This window comes from Escherichia sp. MR (assembly GCF_005280595.1).
Lineage (GTDB): Bacteria > Pseudomonadota > Gammaproteobacteria > Enterobacterales > Enterobacteriaceae > Escherichia > Escherichia ruysiae.
On the sequence record NZ_SZVK01000008.1, the window covers coordinates 1 to 22,677 of the forward strand.

Annotated in this window: 18 protein-coding genes and 3 tRNA genes; 11 read left to right on the plus strand and 10 right to left on the minus strand. The window is 51.3% G+C overall.

Annotated elements, in window-relative coordinates; genetic code table 11:
* Position 1: 1 nt before the first annotated feature.
* Positions 2-77: transfer RNA gene (locus FC814_RS05240), tRNA-Val, on the minus strand.
* 44 nt (positions 78-121) lie between these two features.
* Positions 122-197 (minus strand) — tRNA-Val (locus tag FC814_RS05245).
* A 258-nt stretch (positions 198-455) separates the two neighbouring features.
* Between FC814_RS05245 and gltX the strand changes: the two genes are divergently transcribed.
* A complete protein-coding gene (gltX, locus tag FC814_RS05250; RefSeq protein ID WP_085460996.1) occupies positions 456-1,871 on the plus strand; it encodes a glutamate--tRNA ligase in 1,416 nt (471 codons plus the stop codon).
* Between the two features lie 50 nt (positions 1,872-1,921).
* On the opposite strand, the gene FC814_RS05255 is transcribed toward gltX, so the two are convergent.
* The gene (locus FC814_RS05255; RefSeq protein WP_000826490.1) at positions 1,922-2,314 is read right to left on the minus strand and encodes a YfeC-like transcriptional regulator; all 393 of its coding nucleotides are present in this window, start codon (positions 2,312-2,314) and stop codon (positions 1,922-1,924) included.
* Position 2,315: 1 nt separating this feature from the next.
* Positions 2,316-2,675 carry a YfeC-like transcriptional regulator gene (locus FC814_RS05260; RefSeq protein ID WP_000472029.1) on the minus strand — a complete coding sequence of 120 codons (360 nt, stop codon included), beginning with the start codon at positions 2,673-2,675 and terminating at the stop codon, positions 2,316-2,318.
* A gap of 220 nt (positions 2,676-2,895) precedes the next feature.
* Here FC814_RS05260 and FC814_RS05265 point away from each other — a divergent pair.
* Positions 2,896-2,971: transfer RNA gene (locus FC814_RS05265), tRNA-Ala, on the plus strand.
* Positions 2,972-3,178: 207 nt separating this feature from the next.
* Positions 3,179-5,368 (plus strand): sensor domain-containing phosphodiesterase, encoded by a 2,190-nt coding sequence (locus FC814_RS05270; RefSeq protein ID WP_024212638.1) that lies wholly within the window; start codon positions 3,179-3,181, stop codon positions 5,366-5,368.
* A gap of 55 nt (positions 5,369-5,423) precedes the next feature.
* Here the strand turns inward: FC814_RS05270 and nupC are convergent, their stop codons facing one another.
* Positions 5,424-6,626 carry a nucleoside permease NupC gene (nupC, locus tag FC814_RS05275; protein WP_001516818.1) on the minus strand — a complete coding sequence of 401 codons (1,203 nt, stop codon included), beginning with the start codon at positions 6,624-6,626 and terminating at the stop codon, positions 5,424-5,426.
* Positions 6,627-6,964: 338 nt separating this feature from the next.
* Here nupC and FC814_RS05280 point away from each other — a divergent pair, with 338 nt between their 5' ends.
* Positions 6,965-8,203, plus strand: coding sequence for an Nramp family divalent metal transporter (locus tag FC814_RS05280; protein ID WP_000186377.1), 1,239 nt, complete (start codon positions 6,965-6,967; stop codon positions 8,201-8,203).
* 142 nt (positions 8,204-8,345) lie between these two features.
* Here FC814_RS05280 and ypeC read toward each other — a convergent pair whose 3' ends face one another.
* Both ypeC and FC814_RS05290 read right to left on the minus strand, forming a co-directional pair.
* The gene (gene ypeC / locus FC814_RS05285) at positions 8,346-8,672 is read right to left on the minus strand and encodes a DUF2502 domain-containing protein YpeC (RefSeq protein ID WP_000490072.1); all 327 of its coding nucleotides are present in this window, start codon (positions 8,670-8,672) and stop codon (positions 8,346-8,348) included.
* Between the two features lie 114 nt (positions 8,673-8,786).
* A complete protein-coding gene (locus tag FC814_RS05290) occupies positions 8,787-10,043 on the minus strand; it encodes an ion channel protein (RefSeq protein WP_032225851.1) in 1,257 nt (418 codons plus the stop codon).
* Between the two features lie 204 nt (positions 10,044-10,247).
* Between FC814_RS05290 and glk the strand changes: the two genes are divergently transcribed.
* The 6 genes from glk (at position 10,248) to ptsP (ending at position 17,684) form a co-directional block, all read left to right on the plus strand.
* Positions 10,248-11,213 (plus strand): glucokinase, encoded by a 966-nt coding sequence (glk, locus tag FC814_RS05295; RefSeq protein ID WP_000170385.1) that lies wholly within the window; start codon positions 10,248-10,250, stop codon positions 11,211-11,213.
* 218 nt (positions 11,214-11,431) lie between these two features.
* Positions 11,432-11,758: a PTS fructose transporter subunit IIB gene (locus FC814_RS05300; protein ID WP_000038454.1), complete on the plus strand. Its 327-nt coding sequence runs from the start codon at positions 11,432-11,434 to the stop codon at positions 11,756-11,758.
* A gap of 21 nt (positions 11,759-11,779) precedes the next feature.
* A complete protein-coding gene (locus tag FC814_RS05305) occupies positions 11,780-13,027 on the plus strand; it encodes a PTS fructose transporter subunit IIC (protein ID WP_137325610.1) in 1,248 nt (415 codons plus the stop codon).
* A 14-nt stretch (positions 13,028-13,041) separates the two neighbouring features.
* Complete coding sequence (gene ypdF, locus FC814_RS05310) at positions 13,042-14,127, plus strand: aminopeptidase (RefSeq protein ID WP_137325611.1); 1,086 nt, start codon at positions 13,042-13,044, stop codon at positions 14,125-14,127.
* Positions 14,127-15,164, plus strand: coding sequence for an aminopeptidase (gene ypdE / locus FC814_RS05315; RefSeq protein ID WP_137325612.1), 1,038 nt, complete (start codon positions 14,127-14,129; stop codon positions 15,162-15,164). The genes ypdF and ypdE overlap by 1 nt, the downstream gene beginning before the upstream one ends.
* Before the next feature lie 24 nt (positions 15,165-15,188).
* Entirely contained in the window at positions 15,189-17,684 is a 2,496-nt protein-coding gene (gene ptsP / locus FC814_RS05320) for a phosphoenolpyruvate--protein phosphotransferase (RefSeq protein WP_137325613.1), read from the plus strand.
* A gap of 2 nt (positions 17,685-17,686) precedes the next feature.
* Here the strand turns inward: ptsP and FC814_RS05325 are convergent, their stop codons facing one another.
* From FC814_RS05325 to ypdA, 3 genes are read right to left on the minus strand one after another with little or no spacing between them, the layout of a single operon-like run.
* Positions 17,687-18,544 (minus strand): AraC family transcriptional regulator, encoded by an 858-nt coding sequence (locus FC814_RS05325; RefSeq protein WP_137325614.1) that lies wholly within the window; start codon positions 18,542-18,544, stop codon positions 17,687-17,689.
* A gap of 12 nt (positions 18,545-18,556) precedes the next feature.
* A complete protein-coding gene (gene ypdB / locus FC814_RS05330; protein ID WP_001295458.1) occupies positions 18,557-19,291 on the minus strand; it encodes a two-component system response regulator YpdB in 735 nt (244 codons plus the stop codon).
* A 14-nt stretch (positions 19,292-19,305) separates the two neighbouring features.
* A complete protein-coding gene (ypdA, locus tag FC814_RS05335; RefSeq protein WP_000544384.1) occupies positions 19,306-21,003 on the minus strand; it encodes a two-component system sensor histidine kinase YpdA in 1,698 nt (565 codons plus the stop codon).
* Between the two features lie 376 nt (positions 21,004-21,379).
* Here ypdA and alaC point away from each other — a divergent pair, with 376 nt between their 5' ends.
* A complete protein-coding gene (gene alaC, locus FC814_RS05340; RefSeq protein WP_000785936.1) occupies positions 21,380-22,618 on the plus strand; it encodes an alanine transaminase in 1,239 nt (412 codons plus the stop codon).
* Positions 22,619-22,677 lie beyond the last annotated feature (59 nt).

Below are 22,677 nucleotides of genomic sequence, written 5' to 3' on the forward strand. Positions count from 1 at the left end.
GTGGTGGGTGATGACGGGATCGAACCGCCGACCCCCTCCTTGTAAGGGAGGTGCTCTCCCAGCTGAGCTAATCACCCACTTCTCAATTTCTTGCTACACGGCGGAGACTACATAAAGTAGTTGGTGGGTGATGACGGGATCGAACCGCCGACCCCCTCCTTGTAAGGGAGGTGCTCTCCCAGCTGAGCTAATCACCCCCGCTGTGTGGAGTCGCATTATAGGGAGAGTTGGAAATGAGTCAACGCATTTTCTAAAGAATTTGTTTGTTCGTCGTAAAATTAAGCAGGATGATCGCAAAACAGACCGTGTTGCGCAATTTCTCAACGGAAACAATAATGCATCATGTAGCAACCCGAACTACATTGAGGAATCAGGCTGGAGTGATAGAATATCGCCCACTCAATTTTTCCAGGATTTGCCGGTTGTCGGCATCTTTCTAAACGTAAGGCCATTTCATGAAAATCAAAACTCGCTTCGCGCCAAGCCCAACAGGCTATCTGCACGTTGGCGGCGCGCGTACTGCTCTTTACTCCTGGCTTTTTGCACGTAACCACGGCGGTGAGTTCGTGCTGCGTATTGAAGACACCGATCTTGAGCGTTCTACGCCGGAAGCTATCGAAGCCATTATGGATGGTATGAACTGGCTGAGTCTGGAGTGGGATGAAGGTCCGTACTATCAGACCAAACGTTTTGATCGCTATAACGCAGTTATCGATCAGATGCTGGAAGAGGGCACGGCCTATAAATGCTATTGCTCTAAAGAGCGTCTGGAAGCACTGCGTGAAGAGCAAATGGCGAAAGGTGAGAAGCCGCGTTATGACGGTCGCTGCCGCCACAGCCATGAGCATCATGCTGATGATGAACCATGTGTCGTTCGTTTTGCTAATCCGCAAGAAGGTTCTGTGGTTTTTGACGATCAGATCCGTGGTCCGATCGAGTTCAGCAACCAGGAGCTGGATGATCTGATCATCCGCCGTACCGATGGTTCTCCGACCTATAACTTCTGTGTAGTTGTCGATGACTGGGATATGGAAATCACCCATGTTATCCGTGGTGAAGACCATATCAACAACACGCCGCGCCAGATCAACATTCTTAAAGCCCTGAAAGCACCAGTGCCGGTTTATGCGCACGTTTCTATGATCAACGGCGATGATGGTAAAAAACTGTCCAAACGCCACGGTGCGGTCAGCGTAATGCAGTATCGTGATGACGGCTATCTGCCGGAAGCGTTGCTGAACTATCTGGTGCGTCTGGGCTGGTCCCACGGCGATCAGGAAATCTTCACCCGTGAAGAGATGATCAAATACTTCACCCTGAATGCCGTCAGCAAATCCGCCAGCGCGTTCAATACCGACAAGCTGCTGTGGTTGAACCATCACTACATTAACACGCTGCCGCCGGAGTATGTTGCTACCCATTTACAGTGGCACATCGAGCAGGAAAATATCGATACCCGCAACGGCCCGCAGCTGGCGGATCTGGTTAAACTGCTGGGTGAACGCTGCAAGACGCTGAAAGAGATGGCACAGAGCTGCCGTTACTTCTACGAAGATTTTGCTGAGTTCGATGCCGATGCAGCGAAAAAACATCTGCGCCCGGTAGCACGTCAGCCGCTGGAAGTAGTTCGCGACAAACTGGCCGCGATTACTGACTGGACAGCTGAAAACGTTCACCACGCTATTCAGACGACGGCGGACGAGCTGGAAGTGGGAATGGGTAAAGTTGGTATGCCGCTGCGTGTCGCCGTTACTGGTGCGGGGCAGTCTCCGGCACTGGATGTTACCGTTCACGCGATCGGCAAAGCACGTAGCATCGAGCGCATCAATAAAGCTCTGGCTTTTATTGCTGAACGCGAAAACCAGCAGTAATTAGCGCATAAAAGATAAACGGCAGGAGATAGTATCCTGCCGTTTTTTATTTATGCTGATTCGTCTATGTCGAGACGGGCAAGGAAATTACGAATTCCTTCACGCGATAAAAATTGCGCAACTTTTTCCTGCTCACTGTGAGTCATATTGTCTATTGCGCTGATGATTTGCCGATAAGCCGGAGTGCGCATACCTGGCGCGTATTCAGCAAGGGGTTCTTCGGCCTCAAGAAGCATTGGCGTATTATGGAAGGCAGGCGTGTTTTGAATAAATTCGCAAACGTGTGTGTCCAGTAGAATAAGTCTGGCGCGACCTCCTTTCACTCCGGGAAATTTTTCTGTTTTCCAGCCTTTTTCTCTAATCCAGCGGTTAACGGTTTGTTTAGCCACACCGAGGCATTCCGCCAGTTCTTCGGTGGTCATTTTATTGCGTAATCTTTTCATATTATTTGCTATTGCGAATCCCTAAGCGTTGTAATAACCCGATAATCCCTTCCCGCAGAAGCAATGATGTAAACTGTTTTTGTTCAGCCGGCGTCATCTCTTTCGCCAGCGTAGCTAACAGCACTTCAAGCGGTGCATCGCCAGACAGGGCGGGGATTTCTCCCTGACCCTCCGTGCGTTCTGCATTGCGAATATATTCACGAACCTGTTCATTGACGTGTACCAGTCGAGCCTTGCCCCCCTGGACGCCTGGTTTGGGTGATGTCGTCCAGCCTTCCTTGCGTACCCATTTATTAATGGTCTGGCGGCTATAACCGGTCAGTCTGGCAAGTTCATCTGGCGTCATCCTCTCCTTGAACATAACAATTCCCGGAATAGTTGTGGGTCTATTAAGTGTTCATTTTATAGCATCAATTTACATGAAACCGTGACATGAATAACTACTGAATGCGAGGCGTAATCCAAAAATGTTCATTTGCCTGATTTTTCAGCGATTGAAACAAGGCGCTGCAATTTGCCGTTGACACATTCGGACGGAATTCATATGATGCCGCCCGTCAACTCGACAAGCTTTACGTGACGGGGCTATAGCTCAGCTGGGAGAGCGCTTGCATGGCATGCAAGAGGTCAGCGGTTCGATCCCGCTTAGCTCCACCAAATTTCAAACCCTCGCTGTGAAGCGGGGGTTTTTTGTCTCTGATTTTTGCCGCTTTTGTAATACAGTCTACGTCCGGGTTAGTGCCGCCTGGTGAAAGCATCATTGGATGAAAAATCGGCAACAGGCCGGCCCCTGTTTGCTTCGCGATGCGAATAAACTTATTATTTGTGTGCCTGAAAACCCCGATCAGTGAGAGTAGTCTACTCATGTTTGTGGAGCATAACCTGATAAAAAATATCAAGATATTCACACTGGCGTTTACGCTCACCGTGGTACTTATTCAGCTATCCCGTTTTATTTCGCCACTGGCCGTTATCCATTCCAGCTATATCTTTCTGGCGTGGATGCCACTGTGCGTAATGCTGTCAATATTATTCATCTTTGGCTGGCGTGGTGTTGTTCCTGTTTTATGCGGGATGTTTTGCACTAATCTGTGGAATTTTCATCTCTCATTTTTGCAAACTGCCGTCATGCTCGGCAGCCAGACATTTGTAGTGCTGTGTGCCTGTGCAATATTACGCTGGCAGTTAGGAACGCGTTGGCGTTATGGGTTGACCACCCGATACGTCTGGCAACGTCTCTTCTGGCTTGGTTTAGTGACGCCGATTGGCATCAAAGGCAGCATGTATCTGGTGGGTAGCTTTTTTGATTTCCCGCTAAAGATATCGACATTTTTCGGCGATGCAGATGCTATTTTCACGGTCGTTGATTTGCTTAGCCTTTTCACCGCTGTGCTGATTTACAACATGTTCTTTTACTATCTCACTCGCATGGTTGTAAGTCCCCACTTTGCGCAGATATTGTGGCGCAGGGATATCGCCCCGTCGCTGAACAAAGAGAAACGTGCATTTACTTTAAGCTGGCTGGCAACTCTTAGCGTGTTGCTGCTTCTGATGTGTACGCCTTATGAAAACGATTTTATTGCCGGTTACCTGGTGCCCGTTTTCTTCATCATCTTTACCCTTGGTGTTGGTAAACTTCGTTATCCGTTTTTAAATCTCACCTGGGCTGTTTCGACTCTTTTCCTCCTGAATTACAACCAGAATTTTTTACAAGGGGTCGAAACCGAATATTCGCTGGCATTTATTCTCGCGGTGCTGATTTCCTTTAGCGTTTGCCTGCTTTACATGGTGCGTATTTATCATCGAAGTGAATGGCTTAACCGCCGCTGGCATTTGCAGGCGCTAACCGATCCATTAACGCTATTACCCAACTTTCGTGCACTGGAGCAATCGCAAGAGCAGGAGGCAGGAAAGAGTTTTTGCTGCCTGCGTATTGATAATCTTGAGTTTCTGAGTCGTCATTACGGCCTGGTGATGCGTGTTCATTGTATCCGCTCAATTTACCGTACCTTGCTGCCGTTGATGCAGGAAAACGAAAAGTTGTATCAACTGCCGGGCAGTGAATTGCTGTTGGTACTGACCGGGCCGGAAACGGAAGGTCGACTACAGCATATGGTTAACATCCTCAATAGTCGGCAGATTCACTGGAACAACACCGGCCTGGATATGGGCTATGGTGCCGCCTGGGGGCGTTTTGATGGCAATCAGGAAACCCTGCAGCCCATGCTGGGGCAGTTAAGCTGGCTGGCGGAACAATCCTGCGTTCATCATCATGTGTTGGCGTTGGATAATCGAGAGGAAATAGCGTCCGGGCAGACCACCAAACAGGTACTGTTGCTGAACACCATTCGTAAGGCGTTAGATAATGGTGACTTGCTCCTCTACGCTCAGCCCATTCGAAACAAAGAGGGGCAGGGCTATGATGAGATCCTGGCGCGTCTGAAATATGACGACGGCATTATGACGCCGGATAAATTTCTGCCGCTTATCGCCCAGTTTAACCTTAGCGCGCGTTTCGATTTGCAGGTGCTGGAATCTCTGTTGAAGTGGTTAGCAACTCACCCTTCCAACAATAAAGGTCCGCGCTTTTCAGTCAATTTAATGCCGCTCACTCTGCTGCAAAAAAATATCGCCGGGCGGATTATTCGTCTGTTTAAGCGTTATCACATCTCCCCGGAGACAGTCATTCTTGAGATCACCGAGGAGCAGGCGTTTTCAAATGCAGAAAGCAGCATGTACAACATCGAGCAACTGCATAAATTTGGCTTCCGTATTGCGATTGATGATTTTGGCACTGGTTATGCCAACTACGAGCGATTAAAACGTTTGCAGGCCGATATCATCAAGATTGATGGCGTCTTTGTGAAAGATATAGTGACTAATACGCTGGATGCGATGATTGTGCGGTCAATTACCGACCTGGCGAAAGCGAAGTCGTTAAGCGTGGTAGCGGAGTTTGTCGAAACGCAACAGCAGCAGGCGTTATTGCATAAACTTGGGGTGCAATATCTGCAAGGGTATTTGATTGGTCGCCCTCAGCCATTAGTTGATTAACAGACGTAAAAAAGCCGGGGAATTATCCCCGGCTTTTTTAATGAATGTATTGGACTTACAGCACCAGTGCTGCGATTGACGCAGAAAGCACACTCACCAGCGTAGAGCCGTAAACCAGTTTCAGACCGAAGCGAGAAACGACGTTACCTTGCTCTTCGTTCAGGCCTTTAACCGCGCCCGCGATAATCCCGATAGAAGAGAAGTTAGCAAAGGATACCAGGAATACAGAGATGATGCCTTCTGCACGCGGAGAAAGCGTGGAAGCAATTTTCTGCAGATCCATCATCGCAACGAACTCGTTGGAAACCAGTTTGGTCGCCATGATACTGCCCACTTGCAGTGCTTCACTGGAAGGAACACCCATCACCCATGCAATCGGATAGAAGATGTAGCCCAGGATGCCCTGGAAGGAGATGCTGTAGCCAAACCAACCAGTCACGGTGGCAAACAGTGCGTTCAGTGCGGCGATCAGGGCGATAAAGCCGATCAGCATCGCTGCAACGATAATGGCGACTTTGAAACCTGCCAGAATGTATTCACCCAGCATTTCGAAGAAGCTCTGACCTTCGTGCAGGTTGGACATCTGAATGTTTTCTTCGCTGGCATCAACGCGGTAAGGGTTGATCAGCGACAGTACGATAAAGGTGCTGAACATGTTCAGTACCAGTGCAGCAACGACGTATTTCGGCTCCAGCATCGTCATGTATGCGCCAACGATGGACATCGACACGGTGGACATCGCCGTTGCTGCCATGGTGTACATACGGTTACGGGAGATTTTGCCGAGGATATCTTTATAGGCGATAAAGTTCTCGGATTGTCCCAAAATCAGGGAGCTTACGGCGTTAAAGGATTCCAGTTTGCCCATGCCATTGACTTTGGAAAGCAGGAAACCAATCGCGCGAATAATCACCGGCAACACGCGAATGTGCTGGAGAATACCGATCAACGCAGAAATAAAGACGATAGGGCACAGCACTTTCAGGAAGAAGAACGCCAGGCCTTGATCATTCATGCTACCAAAGACGAAGTTAGTACCTTCGTTGGCAAATCCGAGCAGTTTTTCGAACATTTCGGAGAAGCCTTTCACGAAGCCCAGACCAACGTCAGAGTTCAGGAAGAACCACGCCAGTAATACTTCGATAACAAGCAGTTGAATAATATAACGGATACGAATTTTTTTGCGGTCGCTGCTTGCCAGCAATGCGAGAATCGCAACAACGGCTAGTGCCAGTACAAAATGAAGGACGCGGTCCATATTTGCTCCAAATATGAGGCAGGTTAAATTTCCGTGCACATTCTATGCAACATGATTCAGGAAAACGAGATCTGACACACACTATAATGACGTCCTGTGACAAGCTTCAAAAATAGTGAGCTGTCCTACATTTCTGCTATGTTGTGTATGGAAGCGGAAAGTTATGTAAATGTGCTAACATTAAACATAAAAATAACATTCAAACCATCAATCTTTTCGTAGTCATAATTCTGGTCTATCAGAGAAATCATCACAACCCATTTAAATGAATTTGATAATCATTATCGTTTGGCATAGCATGAAACATAGCAAAGGCTATGTTTTAGAGGCACAACAAGATGACGAACTATCGCGTTGAGAGTAGCAGCGGACGGGCGGCGCGCAAGATGAGGCTCGCATTAATGGGACCTGCGTTCATTGCGGCGATTGGTTATATCGATCCTGGTAACTTTGCGACCAATATTCAGGCGGGTGCCAGCTTCGGCTATCAGCTATTGTGGGTTGTTGTCTGGGCTAATCTGATGGCGATGTTGATTCAGATCCTCTCGGCCAAACTGGGGATTGCCACCGGTAAAAATCTGGCGGAACAAATTCGCGATCACTACCCGCGTCCGGTCGTCTGGTTCTATTGGGTTCAGGCAGAAATTATTGCGATGGCTACCGACCTGGCGGAATTTATTGGTGCGGCTATCGGTTTCAAACTGATTCTTGGGGTTTCGTTGTTGCAAGGCGCCGTACTGACGGGTATCGCAACCTTCCTGATTTTAATGCTGCAACGTCGCGGGCAAAAACCGTTGGAGAAAGTGATTGGCGGGCTACTGCTGTTTGTCGCAGCGGCTTACATTGTTGAGCTGATCTTCTCCCAGCCTAACTTGGTGCAGTTGAGTAAAGGGATGGTGATCCCGAGTTTACCGACCTCAGAGGCGGTCTTCCTGGCTGCGGGTGTGCTGGGTGCGACAATTATGCCGCATGTGATTTATTTGCACTCTTCGCTGACCCAGCATCTGCATGGTGGGTCACGCCAGCAACGTTATTCAGCCACCAAATGGGATGTCGCGATTGCCATGACTATTGCTGGTTTTGTCAATCTGGCGATGATGGCAACGGCTGCTGCCGCGTTCCACTTTTCCGGCCATACTGGTGTCGCCGATCTTGACGAAGCCTACCTGACGCTGCAACCGCTGTTAAGCAATGCTGCAGCGACGGTCTTTGGTTTAAGCCTGGTGGCAGCAGGGCTTTCTTCAACGGTGGTGGGTACGCTGGCGGGGCAGGTGGTGATGCAGGGCTTTATTCGTTTCCATATCCCGCTGTGGGTGCGCCGGACAGTGACCATGTTACCGTCATTTATTGTCATCCTGATGGGATTAGATCCGACACGAATTCTGGTCATGAGTCAGGTGCTGCTAAGTTTTGGTATCGCCCTGGCGCTGGTTCCACTGTTGATTTTCACCAGCGACAGTAAGTTGATGGGCGATTTGGTGAACAGCAAACGCGTAAAACAGGCTGGCTGGGTGATTGTGGTATTGGTAGTGGCGCTGAATATCTGGCTGTTGGTGGGAACGGCGCTGGGGTTGTAGTTCAACTGGCGTCGTACCAGGCATCACTGGCGGATGCGGCGTAAACGCCTTATCCGCCCTACGCGTTCAATGGAGTGGGGCTGTAGGCCTGATAAGACGCGCGGGCGTCGCATCAGGCATCGTGCTCCATTGGTGGATGTGTTTAATGACGATGTCCGTGTCCACGACCTTTCCCGCGATGATCATCACGGTCGCGCCAGCCTTCACGATAGCCACGCTCATACGCTTTACGCTTATCCCAGCCACGGTGGTAGCCATTATCGTGACGCCACCAGCGGTTTTTACGCCATTCGTAATTACGATGCCAGTAATCACGGTCGCGCCAATGACCACCGTCCCAGTAATTACCATAATGATCGCGATCGCCAATTTGTAATTTGATTGATGGCAGTAGGGTAATTTCACCTGCGTTTGCCGCAAGCGGGGTAAAAGCCATCAGGGCGGCCGCCAGAAACAGTGACCTGAACATTGTTATTCTCCTTCACGATCGAAGCCGTCAGCGGCCTGTTAACGCAATATTACGGGGAGGTAAAGCCCCGTTTCATCGCCATAACTCTTAAATCATGATGGAGAGCATTTTTTGCTAAAGATTATCGTGGGGTGGTTGCTGCTTCGGGCGATTCACAATCATCATCGGTTTGCCAGCCAGCAATAGCCATGCCGGAAGCATAACGATACAAAGTAGCGGTAGCAGATTGGTATCAGGTACAACGACTGCCGCCATAAACAGGCTTAACCAGCCATCGCGCGTTACCACCAGTACCATACCGAGAATAGCGCAGGAGACAGTAATTGCCGCCGGGACTGCGGGAACGTGTTCATGTAGCATCAAACCTAACGCCACGCCAACAAACACTGCCGGGAAGATTCGCCCGCCACGAAACCCGCTGGCGGCGGCAATGACCAGAGCGGCGAGCTTAATCACTGCCAGTAAAAAGTAATCACTGGTGCTGAAAGCCTGATTCATCACCATTTGCTGCATCTCATCCAGCCCTTTAAACAGTGAAACCGGCCCACCAATAACGCCCAAAATACCGAGAATAAACCCGCCAACCCCGAGCATAAGCACAGGGTTTTTAATCTGATGCATCATTGCGTGCAACCGTGGCAGACACCATACGGCGACCATCCCCGCAGCGATGGCAATCGCCGCTACAATCGCACCGCTGATAATGTCTGCCATCTGCATCTGTCCGTAATGCGCAATGGGCAGCGAAAAATGGGGGTGGAAAAATAGACTTGTCGTCAGCGCACCAGCCGCCGCTGCCATTAACGGCGCAAAGAGTCGATCCCATAGCGGCACTTCATTACTGCCATTTAAGGTTTGCGAAAATATCAACGCCGCCGCAACAGGTGTACCAAATAGCGCACCGATAGTTCCGGCTGAGGCTAAAATAGTCCATTCCATCCGGTTAACTCGAGGTAACAGGCGAGCGCCTATCGTTACCGCGAGGGCGATATTAACAGTCATAATCGGATGTTCCGGCCCCAGGCTGACGCCACCGGCAAGACCGAGAATTAATGCTACGATAAGCCCTGGTAGCGCAGAAGGGGGGACTGGCGCGCCGATCAGCGGTTCACTGGCGGGATCTGGTCCGGCATGACCCTGGCTGAAACGGATAACCAGTCCCACTGCGATCCCCGTCAGCGTTAATATTCCGATGATCCACAGCGGTGAATCCTGGGCTATCCCCAGACTTCCCGGCAGTCGTTGCCAGAGTAAATTCTGTAATACCGAGGCGATTTTCATCACCACAATCAGAATAAGACTGGACGCAATCCCAATTGCCAGGGCGGGAAGCGATAATAACAACATGGTTCTGGCTCGCGAATGGAGCATGTTCTATTCCTTATTGCGGGGTCAGATACTTAGTTTGCCCAGCTTGCATAAAGGCATCGCTGCAATTGGTGCTGAAACGATAAAGTAATAGTGTGACCCAGATCGATATTTACAGGGAGCCCGCCTTTCCGGCGTTGTTGTTAGGCTCCCAGGTATTTACAGTGTGAGAAAGAATTATTTTGACTTTAGCGGAGCAGTAGAAGAATGACAAAGTATGCATTAGTCGGTGATGTGGGCGGCACCAACGCACGTCTTGCTCTGTGTGATATTACCAGTGGTGAAATCTCGCAGGCTAAAACCTATTCTGGGCTTGATTATCCCAGCCTGGAAGCGGTTATCCGCGTTTATCTCGAAGAACATAAGGTCGAGGTGAAAGACGGTTGTATTGCCATCGCTTGCCCAATTACCGGTGACTGGGTGGCAATGACCAACCATACCTGGGCGTTCTCAATTGCCGAAATGAAAAAGAATCTCGGTTTTAGCCATCTGGAAATTATTAACGATTTTACCGCTGTATCGATGGCGATCCCGATGCTGAAAAAAGAGCATCTGATCCAGTTTGGCGGTAAGGAACCAGTTGAAGGTAAACCTATCGCGGTTTACGGTGCCGGAACGGGGCTAGGCGTGGCGCATCTGGTTCATGTTGATAAACGCTGGGTAAGCCTGCCAGGCGAAGGCGGTCACGTTGATTTTGCGCCAAACAGCGAAGAAGAGGCCATTATTCTCGAAATACTGCGTGCTGAAATAGGCCATGTCTCTGCTGAACGCGTGCTCTCTGGGCCAGGGCTGGTGAATTTGTACCGCGCGATTGTGAAAGCAGATAACCGTCTGCCAGAAAATCTCAAGCCAAAAGATATTACCGAACGCGCGCTGGCCGACAGTTGCACCGATTGCCGCCGCGCGTTGTCGCTATTTTGCGTGATTATGGGTCGTTTTGGCGGCAATCTGGCGCTCAATCTCGGCACATTTGGCGGCGTGTTTATTGCGGGCGGTATCGTGCCGCGTTTCCTTGAATTCTTCAAAGCCTCTGGTTTCCGTGCCGCTTTTGAAGACAAAGGCCGCTTTAAAGAATATGTCCATGATATTCCGGCTTATCTTATCGTCCATGACAATCCGGGTCTTCTCGGCTCAGGTGCACATTTACGCCAGACCTTAGGGTACGTCCTGTAAATCCTTCCTGCCATATCGGGAGATAATCCTCCCGATAATCTTTTAAATCATACGGTTAGTTCAATTTTTCTTTGTGTTTCATCACAAGGCCGACCTGCGTCACACTTCCGCACTACGGGATTAATTCTCCAGTAAATGCATTATTTGTCTGGTAACGGCAATTTGTTTTGCACGTTCATAATTTCACTCGTTAACTATCACTGAACGAGGAATTAACGATGAGTAAGAAACTGATTGCCTTATGTGCCTGCCCAATGGGCCTGGCTCACACCTTTATGGCCGCTCAGGCGCTGGAAGAAGCGGCGGTAGAAGCCGGTTATGAAGTGAAAATTGAAACCCAGGGCGCGGACGGTATCCAGAATCGCCTGACGGCGCAGGATATCGCCGAAGCGACCATCATCATCCACTCAGTGGCAGTTACCCCGGAAGATAACGAACGTTTCGAATCACGCGACGTTTATGAAATCACTTTGCAGGACGCAATTAAAAACGCTGCGGGCATCATCAAAGAAATCGAAGAGATGATTGCCGCTGAACAACCGTAATTTTCGACAGGGATAATTGTTATGGCCATTAAAAAACGCAGTGCAACCGTTGTGCCTGGCGCATCCGGTGCGGCAGCGGCAATTAAGAATCCGCAGGCCTCTAAAAGCAGCTTCTGGGGTGAACTTCCGCAGCATGTGATGTCAGGGATTTCACGCATGGTGCCGACCTTAATTATGGGCGGCTTGATCCTCGCTTTCAGCCAGCTGATTGCTTATAGCTGGCTAAAAATTCCCGCTGACATTGGCATTATGGATGCACTTAATAGCGGGAAATTTTCCGGTTTCGACCTCTCCTTACTGAAATTTGCCTGGCTGTCGCAGTCCTTTGGCGGCGTGTTGTTTGGTTTTGCCATTCCGATGTTTGCTGCTTTTGTGGCGAACTCCATTGGCGGCAAACTGGCGTTCCCGGCTGGGTTTATCGGCGGGTTAATGTCTACCCAGCCAACGCAACTGCTGAACTTTGATCCCAGTACCATGCAGTGGGCGACCTCTTCACCGGTGCCGTCTACCTTCATTGGTGCGCTGATCATTTCTATCGTTGCAGGTTACCTTGTGAAGTGGATGAACCAGAAAATCCAGTTACCGGATTTCCTGTTAGCGTTCAAAACCACATTTTTGCTACCGATTCTTTCCGCCATTTTTGTCATGCTGGCGATGTATTACGTCATCACCCCATTTGGCGGTTGGATCAACGGCGGTATCCGTACCGTGCTGACTGCCGCAGGTGAGAAGGGTGCGCTGATGTATGCGATGGGTATCGCAGCAGCGACCGCAATCGACCTCGGTGGCCCAATCAACAAAGCAGCAGGTTTCGTTGCTTTCAGCTTTACCACTGACCACGTATTACCGGTTACCGCGCGTTCTATCGCAATCGTCATTCCGCCGATTGGTCTGGGTCTGGCGACTATTATCGACCGTCGTTTAACCGGCAAACGCCTGTTTAACGCCCAGCTTTATCCGCAGGGTAAAACCGCCATGTTCCTGGCGTTTATGGGGATCAGTGAAGGTGCGATTCCGTTTGCGCTGGAAAGCCCCATCACCGCAATTCCGTCCTATATGGTCGGTGCGGTTGTCGGCTCCACCGCCGCTGTCTGGCTGGGCGCAGTGCAATGGTTCCCGGAATCAGCAATCTGGGCGTGGCCGCTGGTGACTAATCTGGGCGTTTACATGGCGGGGATCGCGCTGGGGGCAATCATTACCGCGCTGATGGTGGTGTTCCTGCGTTTGATGATGTTCCGCAAAGGCAAATTGTTAATCGATAGCCTGTAAGAAGGACAATCCTAATGACATTACTCGCTTCGCTGCGCGACTGGCTTAAGGCGCAACAGCTGGATGCGGTGCTTCTCTCCTCACGGCAGAACAAACAGCCCCATCTGGGGATTTCCACCGGGTCAGGCTATGTGGTGATTAGTCGTGAGAGCGCGCACATTCTGGTGGATTCGCGCTATTACGTGGAGGTGGAAGCTCGTGCGCAAGGCTACCAGCTACATTTGCTTGACGCGATGCACACGCTGGCAACCATCGTCAATCAAATCATTGCCGATGAGCAGCTGCAAACGCTCGGTTTTGAAGGCCAGCAGGTGAGTTGGGAAACTGCGCACCGCTGGCAGGCTGAACTTAATGCAAAGCTGGTCAGCGCCACGCCGGATGTGCTGCGGCAAATCAAAACGCCAGAGGAGGTGGAAAAAATCCGTCTCGCCTGTGGGATTGCCAATCGTGGTGCAGAGCATATTCGCCGCTTTATTCAGGCGGGGATGAGCGAGCGCGAGATTGCCGCTGAACTGGAGTGGTTTATGCGCCAGCAGGGAGCAGAAAAAGCCTCCTTTGACACCATTGTTGCCAGTGGCTGGCGTGGGGCGCTGCCGCACGGCAAGGCCAGCGACAAAGTGGTTGTAGCGGGCGAGTTTGTCACACTCGATTTCGGTGCGCTGTATCAGGGCTACTGCTCTGATATGACGCGCACCTTTCTGGTTCATGGCGAAGGGGTGAGCGCCGAATCTCACCCGCTGTTTAACGTGTATCAGATTGTCCTGCAAGCGCAACTGGCGGCAATCTCCGCGATTCTCCCCGGCGTGCGTTGCCAGCAGGTTGACGACGCCGCCCGTCGGGTCATTACAGAAGCCGGTTATGGAGAGTATTTCGGCCATAACACCGGTCATGCAATCGGCATTGACGTACATGAAGATCCGCGTTTTTCACCACGTGATACCACGATGCTCCAGCCAGGCATGTTACTGACCGTAGAGCCGGGGATTTATTTGCCAGGGCAAGGGGGCGTGCGCATCGAAGATGTCGTGCTGGTTACCCCGCAAGGCGCAGAAGTGCTCTACGCCATGCCGAAAACAGTGTTGCTCACGGGAGAGGCATAATGGATTTATCGCTATTAAAAGCGTTGAGCGAGGCCGATGCGATCGCCTCCTCGGAACAGGAAGTCCGGCAGATCCTGCTGGATGAAGCGGATCGACTGCAAAAAGAAGTGCGATTTGACGGTCTGGGATCGGTGCTGATCCGCCTCAATGAATCGATGGGGCCGAAGGTGATGATCTGCGCACATATGGATGAAGTGGGTTTTATAGTGCGTAGCATCTCCCGCGAAGGCGCGATCGATGTGCTGCCGGTTGGCAACGTGCGCATGGCTGCCCGTCAGCTTCAGCCGGTGCGGATCACTACCCGTGAAGAGTGCAAAATTCCCGGCCTGCTCGACGGCGAGCGGCAGGGAAATGAGGTTAGCGTAATGCGCGTGGACATTGGCGCGCGCTCGTATGATGAAGTGATACAGGCGGGAATTCGTCCAGGCGATCGCGTCACGTTTGATACCGCTTTTCAGGTTCTCCCTCACCAGAGGGTGATGGGGAAAGCCTTTGATGACCGCCTCGGTTGCTATCTGCTGGTGACGTTACTGCGCGAACTACACAGCGCCGAGTTGCCTGCGGAAGTGTGGCTGGTGGCAAGTTCCAGCGAAGAGGTGGGATTACGCGGTGGGCAAACCGCCACCCGCGCGGTGTCGCCGGACGTCGCCATTGTGCTTGATACCGCCTGCTGGGCGAAAAACTTTGATTATGGCGCGGCGAACCATCGCCAGATTGGTAACGGTCCGATGCTGGTGTTAAGCGATAAATCGCTGATTGCGCCGCCAAAACTCACAGCCTGGATCGAAACCGTGGCGGCAGAAATTGGTGTTCCGTTGCAGGCCGATATGTTCAGCAACGGCGGTACGGACGGCGGAGCGGTGCATTTAACCGGTACTGGCGTACCCACAGTGGTGATGGGGCCTGCCACCCGGCACGGACATTGCGCCGCATCGATTGCCGATTGCCGCGACATTTTGCAGATGCAGCAACTTTTATCTGCCCTTATTCAACGTCTTACCCGTGAGACGGTTGTTCAACTGACGGATTTCAGATGATCTCCCGATTAACCCGGAGCGGTTATGTTATCGATTCAATTTCTCTGTCCTTTGCCTAACGGACTTCATGCCCGTCCGGCGTGGGAACTTAAAGAACAGTGCAGTCAGTGGCAAAGTGAAGTGATCTTCATCAACCATCGCCAGAACGCCAAGGCCGATGCCAAAAGTTCACTGGCGCTGATTGGCACCGGCACTTTATTTAATGACAGTTGCAGCCTGAACATTAGCGGTAGCGATGAAGAACAGGCACGGCGCGTACTGGAAGAGTACATCCAGGTGCGCTTTATCGACAGCGACAGCATCCAACCGACACAAGCAGAACTGACGGCGCATCCGCTGCCACGTTCATTAAGTCGCCTTAACCCTGATTTGCTGTACGGTAACGTGCTGGCGAGCGGCGTCGGTGTTGGTACGTTAACGTTGTTGCAGAGCGACAGCCTCGACAGTTATCGGGCGATCCCTGCCAGTGTGCAAGACACCACCCGGCTGGAACACAGCCTGGCAACGCTTGCCGAACAACTGAACCAGCAGCTGCGCGAGCGTGACGGCGAAAGTAAAACCATTCTTAGCGCCCATTTGTCGCTGATTCAGGATGAAGAGTTTGCGGGGAATATCCGTCGTCTGATGGCAGAACAACATCAGGGACTGGGGGCGGCAATCATCAGCAATATGGAGCAGGTTTGCGACAAACTTTCTGCCTCTGCCAGCGATTATCTGCGCGAGCGAGTTAGTGATATTCGTGATATCAGCGAACAGTTGCTGCATATCACCTGGCCGGAACTGAAGCCGCGCAATAATCTGCTGCTTGAAAAATCGACCATTCTGGTCGCCGAAGATTTAACTCCAAGCCAGTTTTTGAGTCTCGATTTAAAAAATCTCGCAGGCATGATTCTGGAGAAAACCGGACGCACATCGCATACCCTGATTCTGGCGCGAGCTTCGGCGATCCCGGTACTGAGCGGCTTGCCGCTGGATGCGATAGCCCGTTATGCCGGGCAACCGGCGGTGCTTGACGCCCAGTGTGGCGTGCTGGCGATTAATCCTGATGACGCGGTGAGCGGTTATTACCAGGTTGCGCAGACGCTGGCGGACAAACGCCAAAAACAACAGGCGCAGGCCGCCGCGCAACTGGCCTATTCCCGTGATAACAAGCGAATTGATATCGCCGCGAATATTGGCACCGCTCTGGAAGCTCCTGGTGCGTTTGCCAATGGCGCGGAAGGCGTCGGGCTGTTCCGCACCGAAATGCTGTATATGGATCGCGATAGCGCACCGGACGAGCAGGAACAGTTTGAAGCCTACCAGCAGGTGTTACTGGCGGCGGGCGACAAGCCAATTATTTTCCGCACGATGGACATCGGCGGCGATAAAAGCATTCCTTATCTGAATATTCCCCAGGAAGAGAACCCGTTCCTCGGCTATCGCGCGGTACGTATTTACCCGGAATTTGCTGGCCTGTTCCGTACCCAGCTACGGGCCATTTTGCGTGCTGCCAGTTACGGTAACGCTCAGTTGATGATTCCGATGGTTCACAGCCTCGATCAGATCTTATGGGTGAAGAGCGAGATCCAGAAAGCGATCCTTGAGCTTAAGCGCGACGGCCTGCGTCATGCAGAGACGATTACGCTTGGGATCATGGTGGAAGTGCCGTCGGTTTGCTACATCATCGACCACTTCTGCGATGAGGTCGATTTCTTTAGTATCGGCTCGAACGATATGATCCAGTATCTGTATGCGGTCGATCGTAATAACCCGCGCGTATCGCCGCTGTATAACCCGATTACGCCATCTTTCCTGCGCATGTTGCAGCAGATAGTTACCACTGCGCATCAGCGGGGAAAATGGGTCGGCATTTGCGGTGAGCTGGGTGGTGAAAGCCGTTATCTGCCGCTACTGCTTGGGCTGGGCCTGGATGAGCTAAGTATGAGTAGCCCGCGCATTCCGGCGGTGAAAAGCCAGTTGCGTCAACTGGATAGCGAGGCGTGTCGGGAACTTGCGCGTCAGGCTTGCGAGTGCCGCAGTGCGCAGGAAATTGAAGCGTTACTCACCGCCTTTACGCCGGAAGAAGACGTTCGCCCATTGCTGGCGCTGGAGAATATCTTTGTTGATCAGGCTTTTAGTAATAAAGAGCAGGCGATTCAGTTTCTGTGCGGCAACCTTGGCGTCAACGGGCGCACTGAGCATCCGTTCGAGCTGGAAGAAGATGTCTGGCAGCGGGAAGAAATTGTGACTACTGGCGTTGGTTTTGGCGTGGCGATCCCGCACACTAAATCTCAGTGGATCCGCCATTCCAGTATCAGCATTGCCCGGCTGGTGAAAACGGTTGACTGGCAGTCAGAAATGGGCGAAGTCGAGCTGGTGATCATGCTGACGCTGGGCGCTAGCGAAGGGATGAACCATGTGAAGGTCTTCTCGCAGCTGGCGCGCAAACTGGTGAATAAAAACTTCCGCCAGTCGCTGTTCGCCGCGCAAGACGCACAAAGCATCCTGACGCTGCTGGAAACGGAATTAACCTTCTGACGTTAGCCCTGAAAACGGGCGCTGTACTCTCCCGGCGTCAGGCCAAACTGACGCCGGAAGACGCGACAAAAATAGTCGCTATCCGGAAAGCCGCAACGCTGCGCCACTTCATGAATCGACAGATGATATTTCTGCAAAATCATCCTCGCCTTCGCCATTCGCACCCAACGCACATATTCGATAAAACGCATCGTCCCATGCTGCGCAAACAGTTTTGACAAATGATTGGGCGTGATATTAAAAAACAGCGCCACGCTCTCGCGGGTGAGCGGCTGGGCGTAGTTATCCTGAACCCAGTTACAAATGCTGTGATAGAGAAAATCGCCGCGAGGTTGCGAATTGCCCGGCGGCATATTCACAACGTTGCGGCAAAGATGCAGCAAACTTAACACCAGTGGCTGAATGATATTCTGCTCCAGCGGCGAACGGCTGAGATGGGTGAGGGCGGTGAGCATTGCTTCACCTTCACCGCGTTGCAGACTGGGAAGCTGGATCCGGCGAACCGGATGCAACAATGACGTGCTGCGGCTATCGTAAAACGATAACCCAAGCCAGGTCGGTGCGAACACCAGGCTTAAGAGCATCACCGGTTTGTTGCTGACCGGTAAATTAGCCGCGCGCGCCGGAATAAACAGCATTTCCCCTTCCACCATACGCTGCTGCTTTGCTTCCAGCAGATTGCCGTATTCGCCGCGCAGCACGATATCCAGACGGGGAAAGTCAATACATAAACTACCCACCGGCAACGAGGCAGGCTGGCTGGCAAACCAGACGCGCCCAAGTAGTTGCGGGTTAAGCACCAGGCCGCTGAACAGATCGGCGAAAAATTGTTGATCGGCGGGCAAGCCTGTTGCTTTCATGAATATTCCTGATTACAGATGCATTAACTGCCTGAATTCTTTAACTTTGCTGCGGCTGACTGGCACTTCAAAATCCAGATCTTTTAGCCGCAGAATATAAGTGTTATTAAACCACGGTTCGATTTCGCGGATTTTGTTCAGATTGACACAAAACGAGCGATGGCAGCGGAAAAAATGCGATGGAGGCAGCTTGCTGCAAAATTCGGTAATGTTCATCGGCATTACGTAGGATTCACGCCGCGTATAAACAAAGGTCATTTTCTCGTGCGCTTCGGCGTAATAGATATCGTTAATTGGCGTGACGATTATTCGCTCATCTTTCACCAGATTAATGGTGTCATTCTCACGCGTTACCGTCGCGGCAGGCGTACTGCTGGTCTGCTGTTGTTGCCAGGCCGCTTCCAGTTTTTGCAGCATCCCGGTAATGCGTGACTCCTGATACGGTTTGAGAATGTAGTCAAACGCCTCCAGTTCAAACGCTTCTACCGCATGTTCTTTCCACGCAGTGATGAACACAATAAATGGTTTATGGGCGAATTGGCTGATGTTTTGCGCCAGCAACACGCCATCCAGCGACGGAATATTGATATCCAGAAAAATGGCGTCGACGCGGTTATGCTGCAAAAACTTCAACACGTCCAGACCGTCGTCAAAGGTGCCGACAATCTCCATCTGGCTGTGCTCTTTAATTAGCCAGCTCAGTTCCTGTTGTGCCAGGAATTCGTCTTCAACAATGATGACTTTCACAATATCACTCCGGCTCAAAGCAATAACGTAGCCTGTGAGGCGACAGGGGTGCGTTGGTTAGGAATGTAAAACGCGATTTCCGTCCCAGGCTCCAGACGACGAATATGCAGCCCCTCACCATATAACAACTTCACGCGATGATGCACATTCAGCAGGCCAATTTTATTGCCCGGCATTTCGTTCGCTTCGACCCGCTCAATCACTTTCGGATCGATGCCGTGCCCGGTATCTCTCACCGCAATACGAACCCGATTACCGCACTCTGCAACGCTGATGGTGACAACACCTTTTCCCTTACAAGGTTGAATACCGTGGACAATGGCGTTCTCCACCAACGGCTGGATCAGCAGGCTGGGAATGCAGCAATTCACCTCTTCATCAATATCATAGATAACCGTCAGCTTGTCGCCAAAGCGGGCCTGCTCAATGGCAATATAGTCTTTAATTTGATACAGCTCTTTTTTGATATCGATTTGCTCATCGTCTTTTAATTCAATGTTATAGCGCAGATAACGCGACAGATTAAAGATCAGCTGGCGAGCGGTATCCGGATTCAGGCGAATTGATGAGGAGATTGCGTTCAGAGCGTTAAACAGGAAATGGGGATTAATTTTGCTTTGCAGGGCGCGAAGCTCTGCCTTATTTGCCATTTCACGTAGCTGCTCGGCACGCGAAACCTCCAGTTGCGTGGAGATGATTTGCGACAGACCGACCGCCATTTCCTGCAATGACGAGGTGATCTGATGCGCGTGGCAGTAGTAGATTTTCAGCGTCCCGGTCACGACACCTTTCTCCCAAAGCGGGATCACCAGCATCGAGTGGATTTCCGGCGTGCGATGGGCTTCATCATTGTTTTTAATGATGATTTTACCGTAATTCATCGCCTGCCGTGTGGTTGGGCTAATAAAGTCATCACCATTCTGATAGTTATGTTCACCCACGCCAACATACGCCAGCACATGATCGGTATTGGTGATTGCTACCGCATCGGCGTGAATATCATCGCGGATAATTTCGCAGACTTTACGTAATGATTCGCTATTGACATGGCGAAACAGCGGCAGCGTTTTGTTGGCGATATCCAGCGCCAGCTTGGCCTGCCGCGCGGCGCTGGCCTCCTTTTCGCCCTCAACGCTTTGCACCAGCAGCACAATAAAGCCGATACAGACGCTGCCAAGGATCATCGGGATACCGATTTTAGAGACGATATCGATCCCCAGTTCGGTGGTCGGCGCCCAGACAATCACCAGAATCATGGTCAACGTTTCACACAACATACCGCCGAGAATACCGACACGCCAACGCTGCGCTTTGGGGATTTTTAGGTTGATCCAGCCCGATATACATCCCGCCAGAATACTGGTGATAAAGCAGGGAATCGCCGTCACGCCACCAATATCAATAAGATAGCGGTGAATCCCGGCTATCACGCCGGTAATGATCCCCACCCACGGACCAAATAAAATCCCGCCTGACATCACCGCAATAATACGCACGTTAACCAGTGAGCCTTCCACCGGCACGCCGGACCAGGTGCTGAACAGGGCGAACAGCGAGAAAATGGCGGTAACTGCGAGCAGCTCTTTCGGTGAGTGCGCCGACTTGTGCAACAACTCGCGAAACAGGCGGATACGAATAAGGAAGAACAGGCAGATAAGCATTAACGCTGCCCGATCGAAGACCGCCAGCAGCATGTTGAATATTTCGTGCACGGGTAACTCTGGATAAGGATTAAACCTCTATGATAGGTAACCTGAAGGCTGATGACCAGCAGGCCGTTTTTGAGGAAAAACCACAGTTTTAAAAGGGGATTATCAGGTAAATGGTGTATTGGCAATGCATCTCTTATTAATACACACTCAGAAGGTAAATTTATTGAAATTATAATGTTAATTAATGTGGGTTTTATTTTCTTAAAAGAAAGTAAGGATTTCCCGTTTTATTACAGATGTTCCTCTTTTTTTGGTAGAAAAAAATTTTTGCTAAAACGCTCGACAGACAGAAATTAATCAGGCTATTTTCAAAACAGCCACCATCGTGGCAGCGTCGCTCGGACGGTCCGGGCGCTAACGTTTATCTGAGGAAATTATGGCTGACACTCGCCCTGAACGTCGCTTTACGCGTATTGATCGTCTCCCGCCCTACGTTTTTAACATTACCGCTGAACTGAAAATGGCTGCGCGTCGGCGCGGCGAAGATATTATCGATTTCAGTATGGGCAATCCGGACGGCGCGACCCCGCCGCATATCGTCGAAAAACTCTGTACCGTGGCGCAGCGCCCGGACACACACGGCTATTCCACTTCACGCGGCATTCCGCGCTTACGTCGCGCCATTTCCCGCTGGTATCAGGATCGCTACGATGTCGAGATTGATCCGGAATCAGAAGCCATCGTCACCATTGGCTCGAAAGAGGGGCTGGCGCATCTGATGCTGGCGACGCTGGATCACGGCGACACGGTGCTGGTGCCGAATCCAAGTTATCCGATTCATATCTACGGCGCTGTGATTGCCGGTGCGCAGGTACGTTCAGTGCCGCTGGTGGAGGGTGTCGATTTCTTCAATGAACTGGAACGCGCTATTCGCGAAAGCTATCCGAAACCGAAGATGATGATCCTCGGCTTCCCGTCGAACCCAACAGCGCAATGTGTGGAACTGGAGTTCTTCGAAAAAGTGGTGGCGCTGGCGAAACGCTACGATGTGCTGGTGGTCCACGACCTGGCCTATGCTGATATCGTCTACGATGGCTGGAAAGCGCCGTCAATCATGCAGGTGCCGGGCGCACGTGACGTGGCGGTTGAGTTCTTTACCTTGTCGAAAAGTTACAACATGGCAGGCTGGCGTATCGGCTTTATGGTTGGTAACAAAACGCTGGTCAGTGCGCTGGCGCGTATCAAAAGTTATCACGATTACGGCACCTTTACACCGTTACAGGTGGCTGCAATTGCCGCGCTGGAAGGCGATCAACAGTGCGTGCGCGATATTGCCGAACAGTATAAGCGCCGCCGCGATGTGCTGGTAAAAGGGCTGCATGAAGCGGGCTGGATGGTCGAAATGCCGAAAGCTTCGATGTATGTCTGGGCGAAAATCCCTGAACCGTATGCGGCAATGGGCTCGCTGGAGTTTGCCAAAAAGCTGCTTAACGAAGCGAAGGTCTGTGTCTCGCCGGGGATTGGCTTTGGTGACTACGGCGACACGCATGTACGCTTTGCGTTGATTGAAAACCGTGACCGTATTCGTCAGGCAGTCAGAGGCATCAAAGCGATGTTCCGCGCCGATGGTTTACTTCCAGCCAGCAGTAAACATATTCACGAAAACACGGAATAAACACCTTCGCCAGAAACGCAAACAGGAGCCAGATGGCTCCTGTTTTTCATTGCACAGTT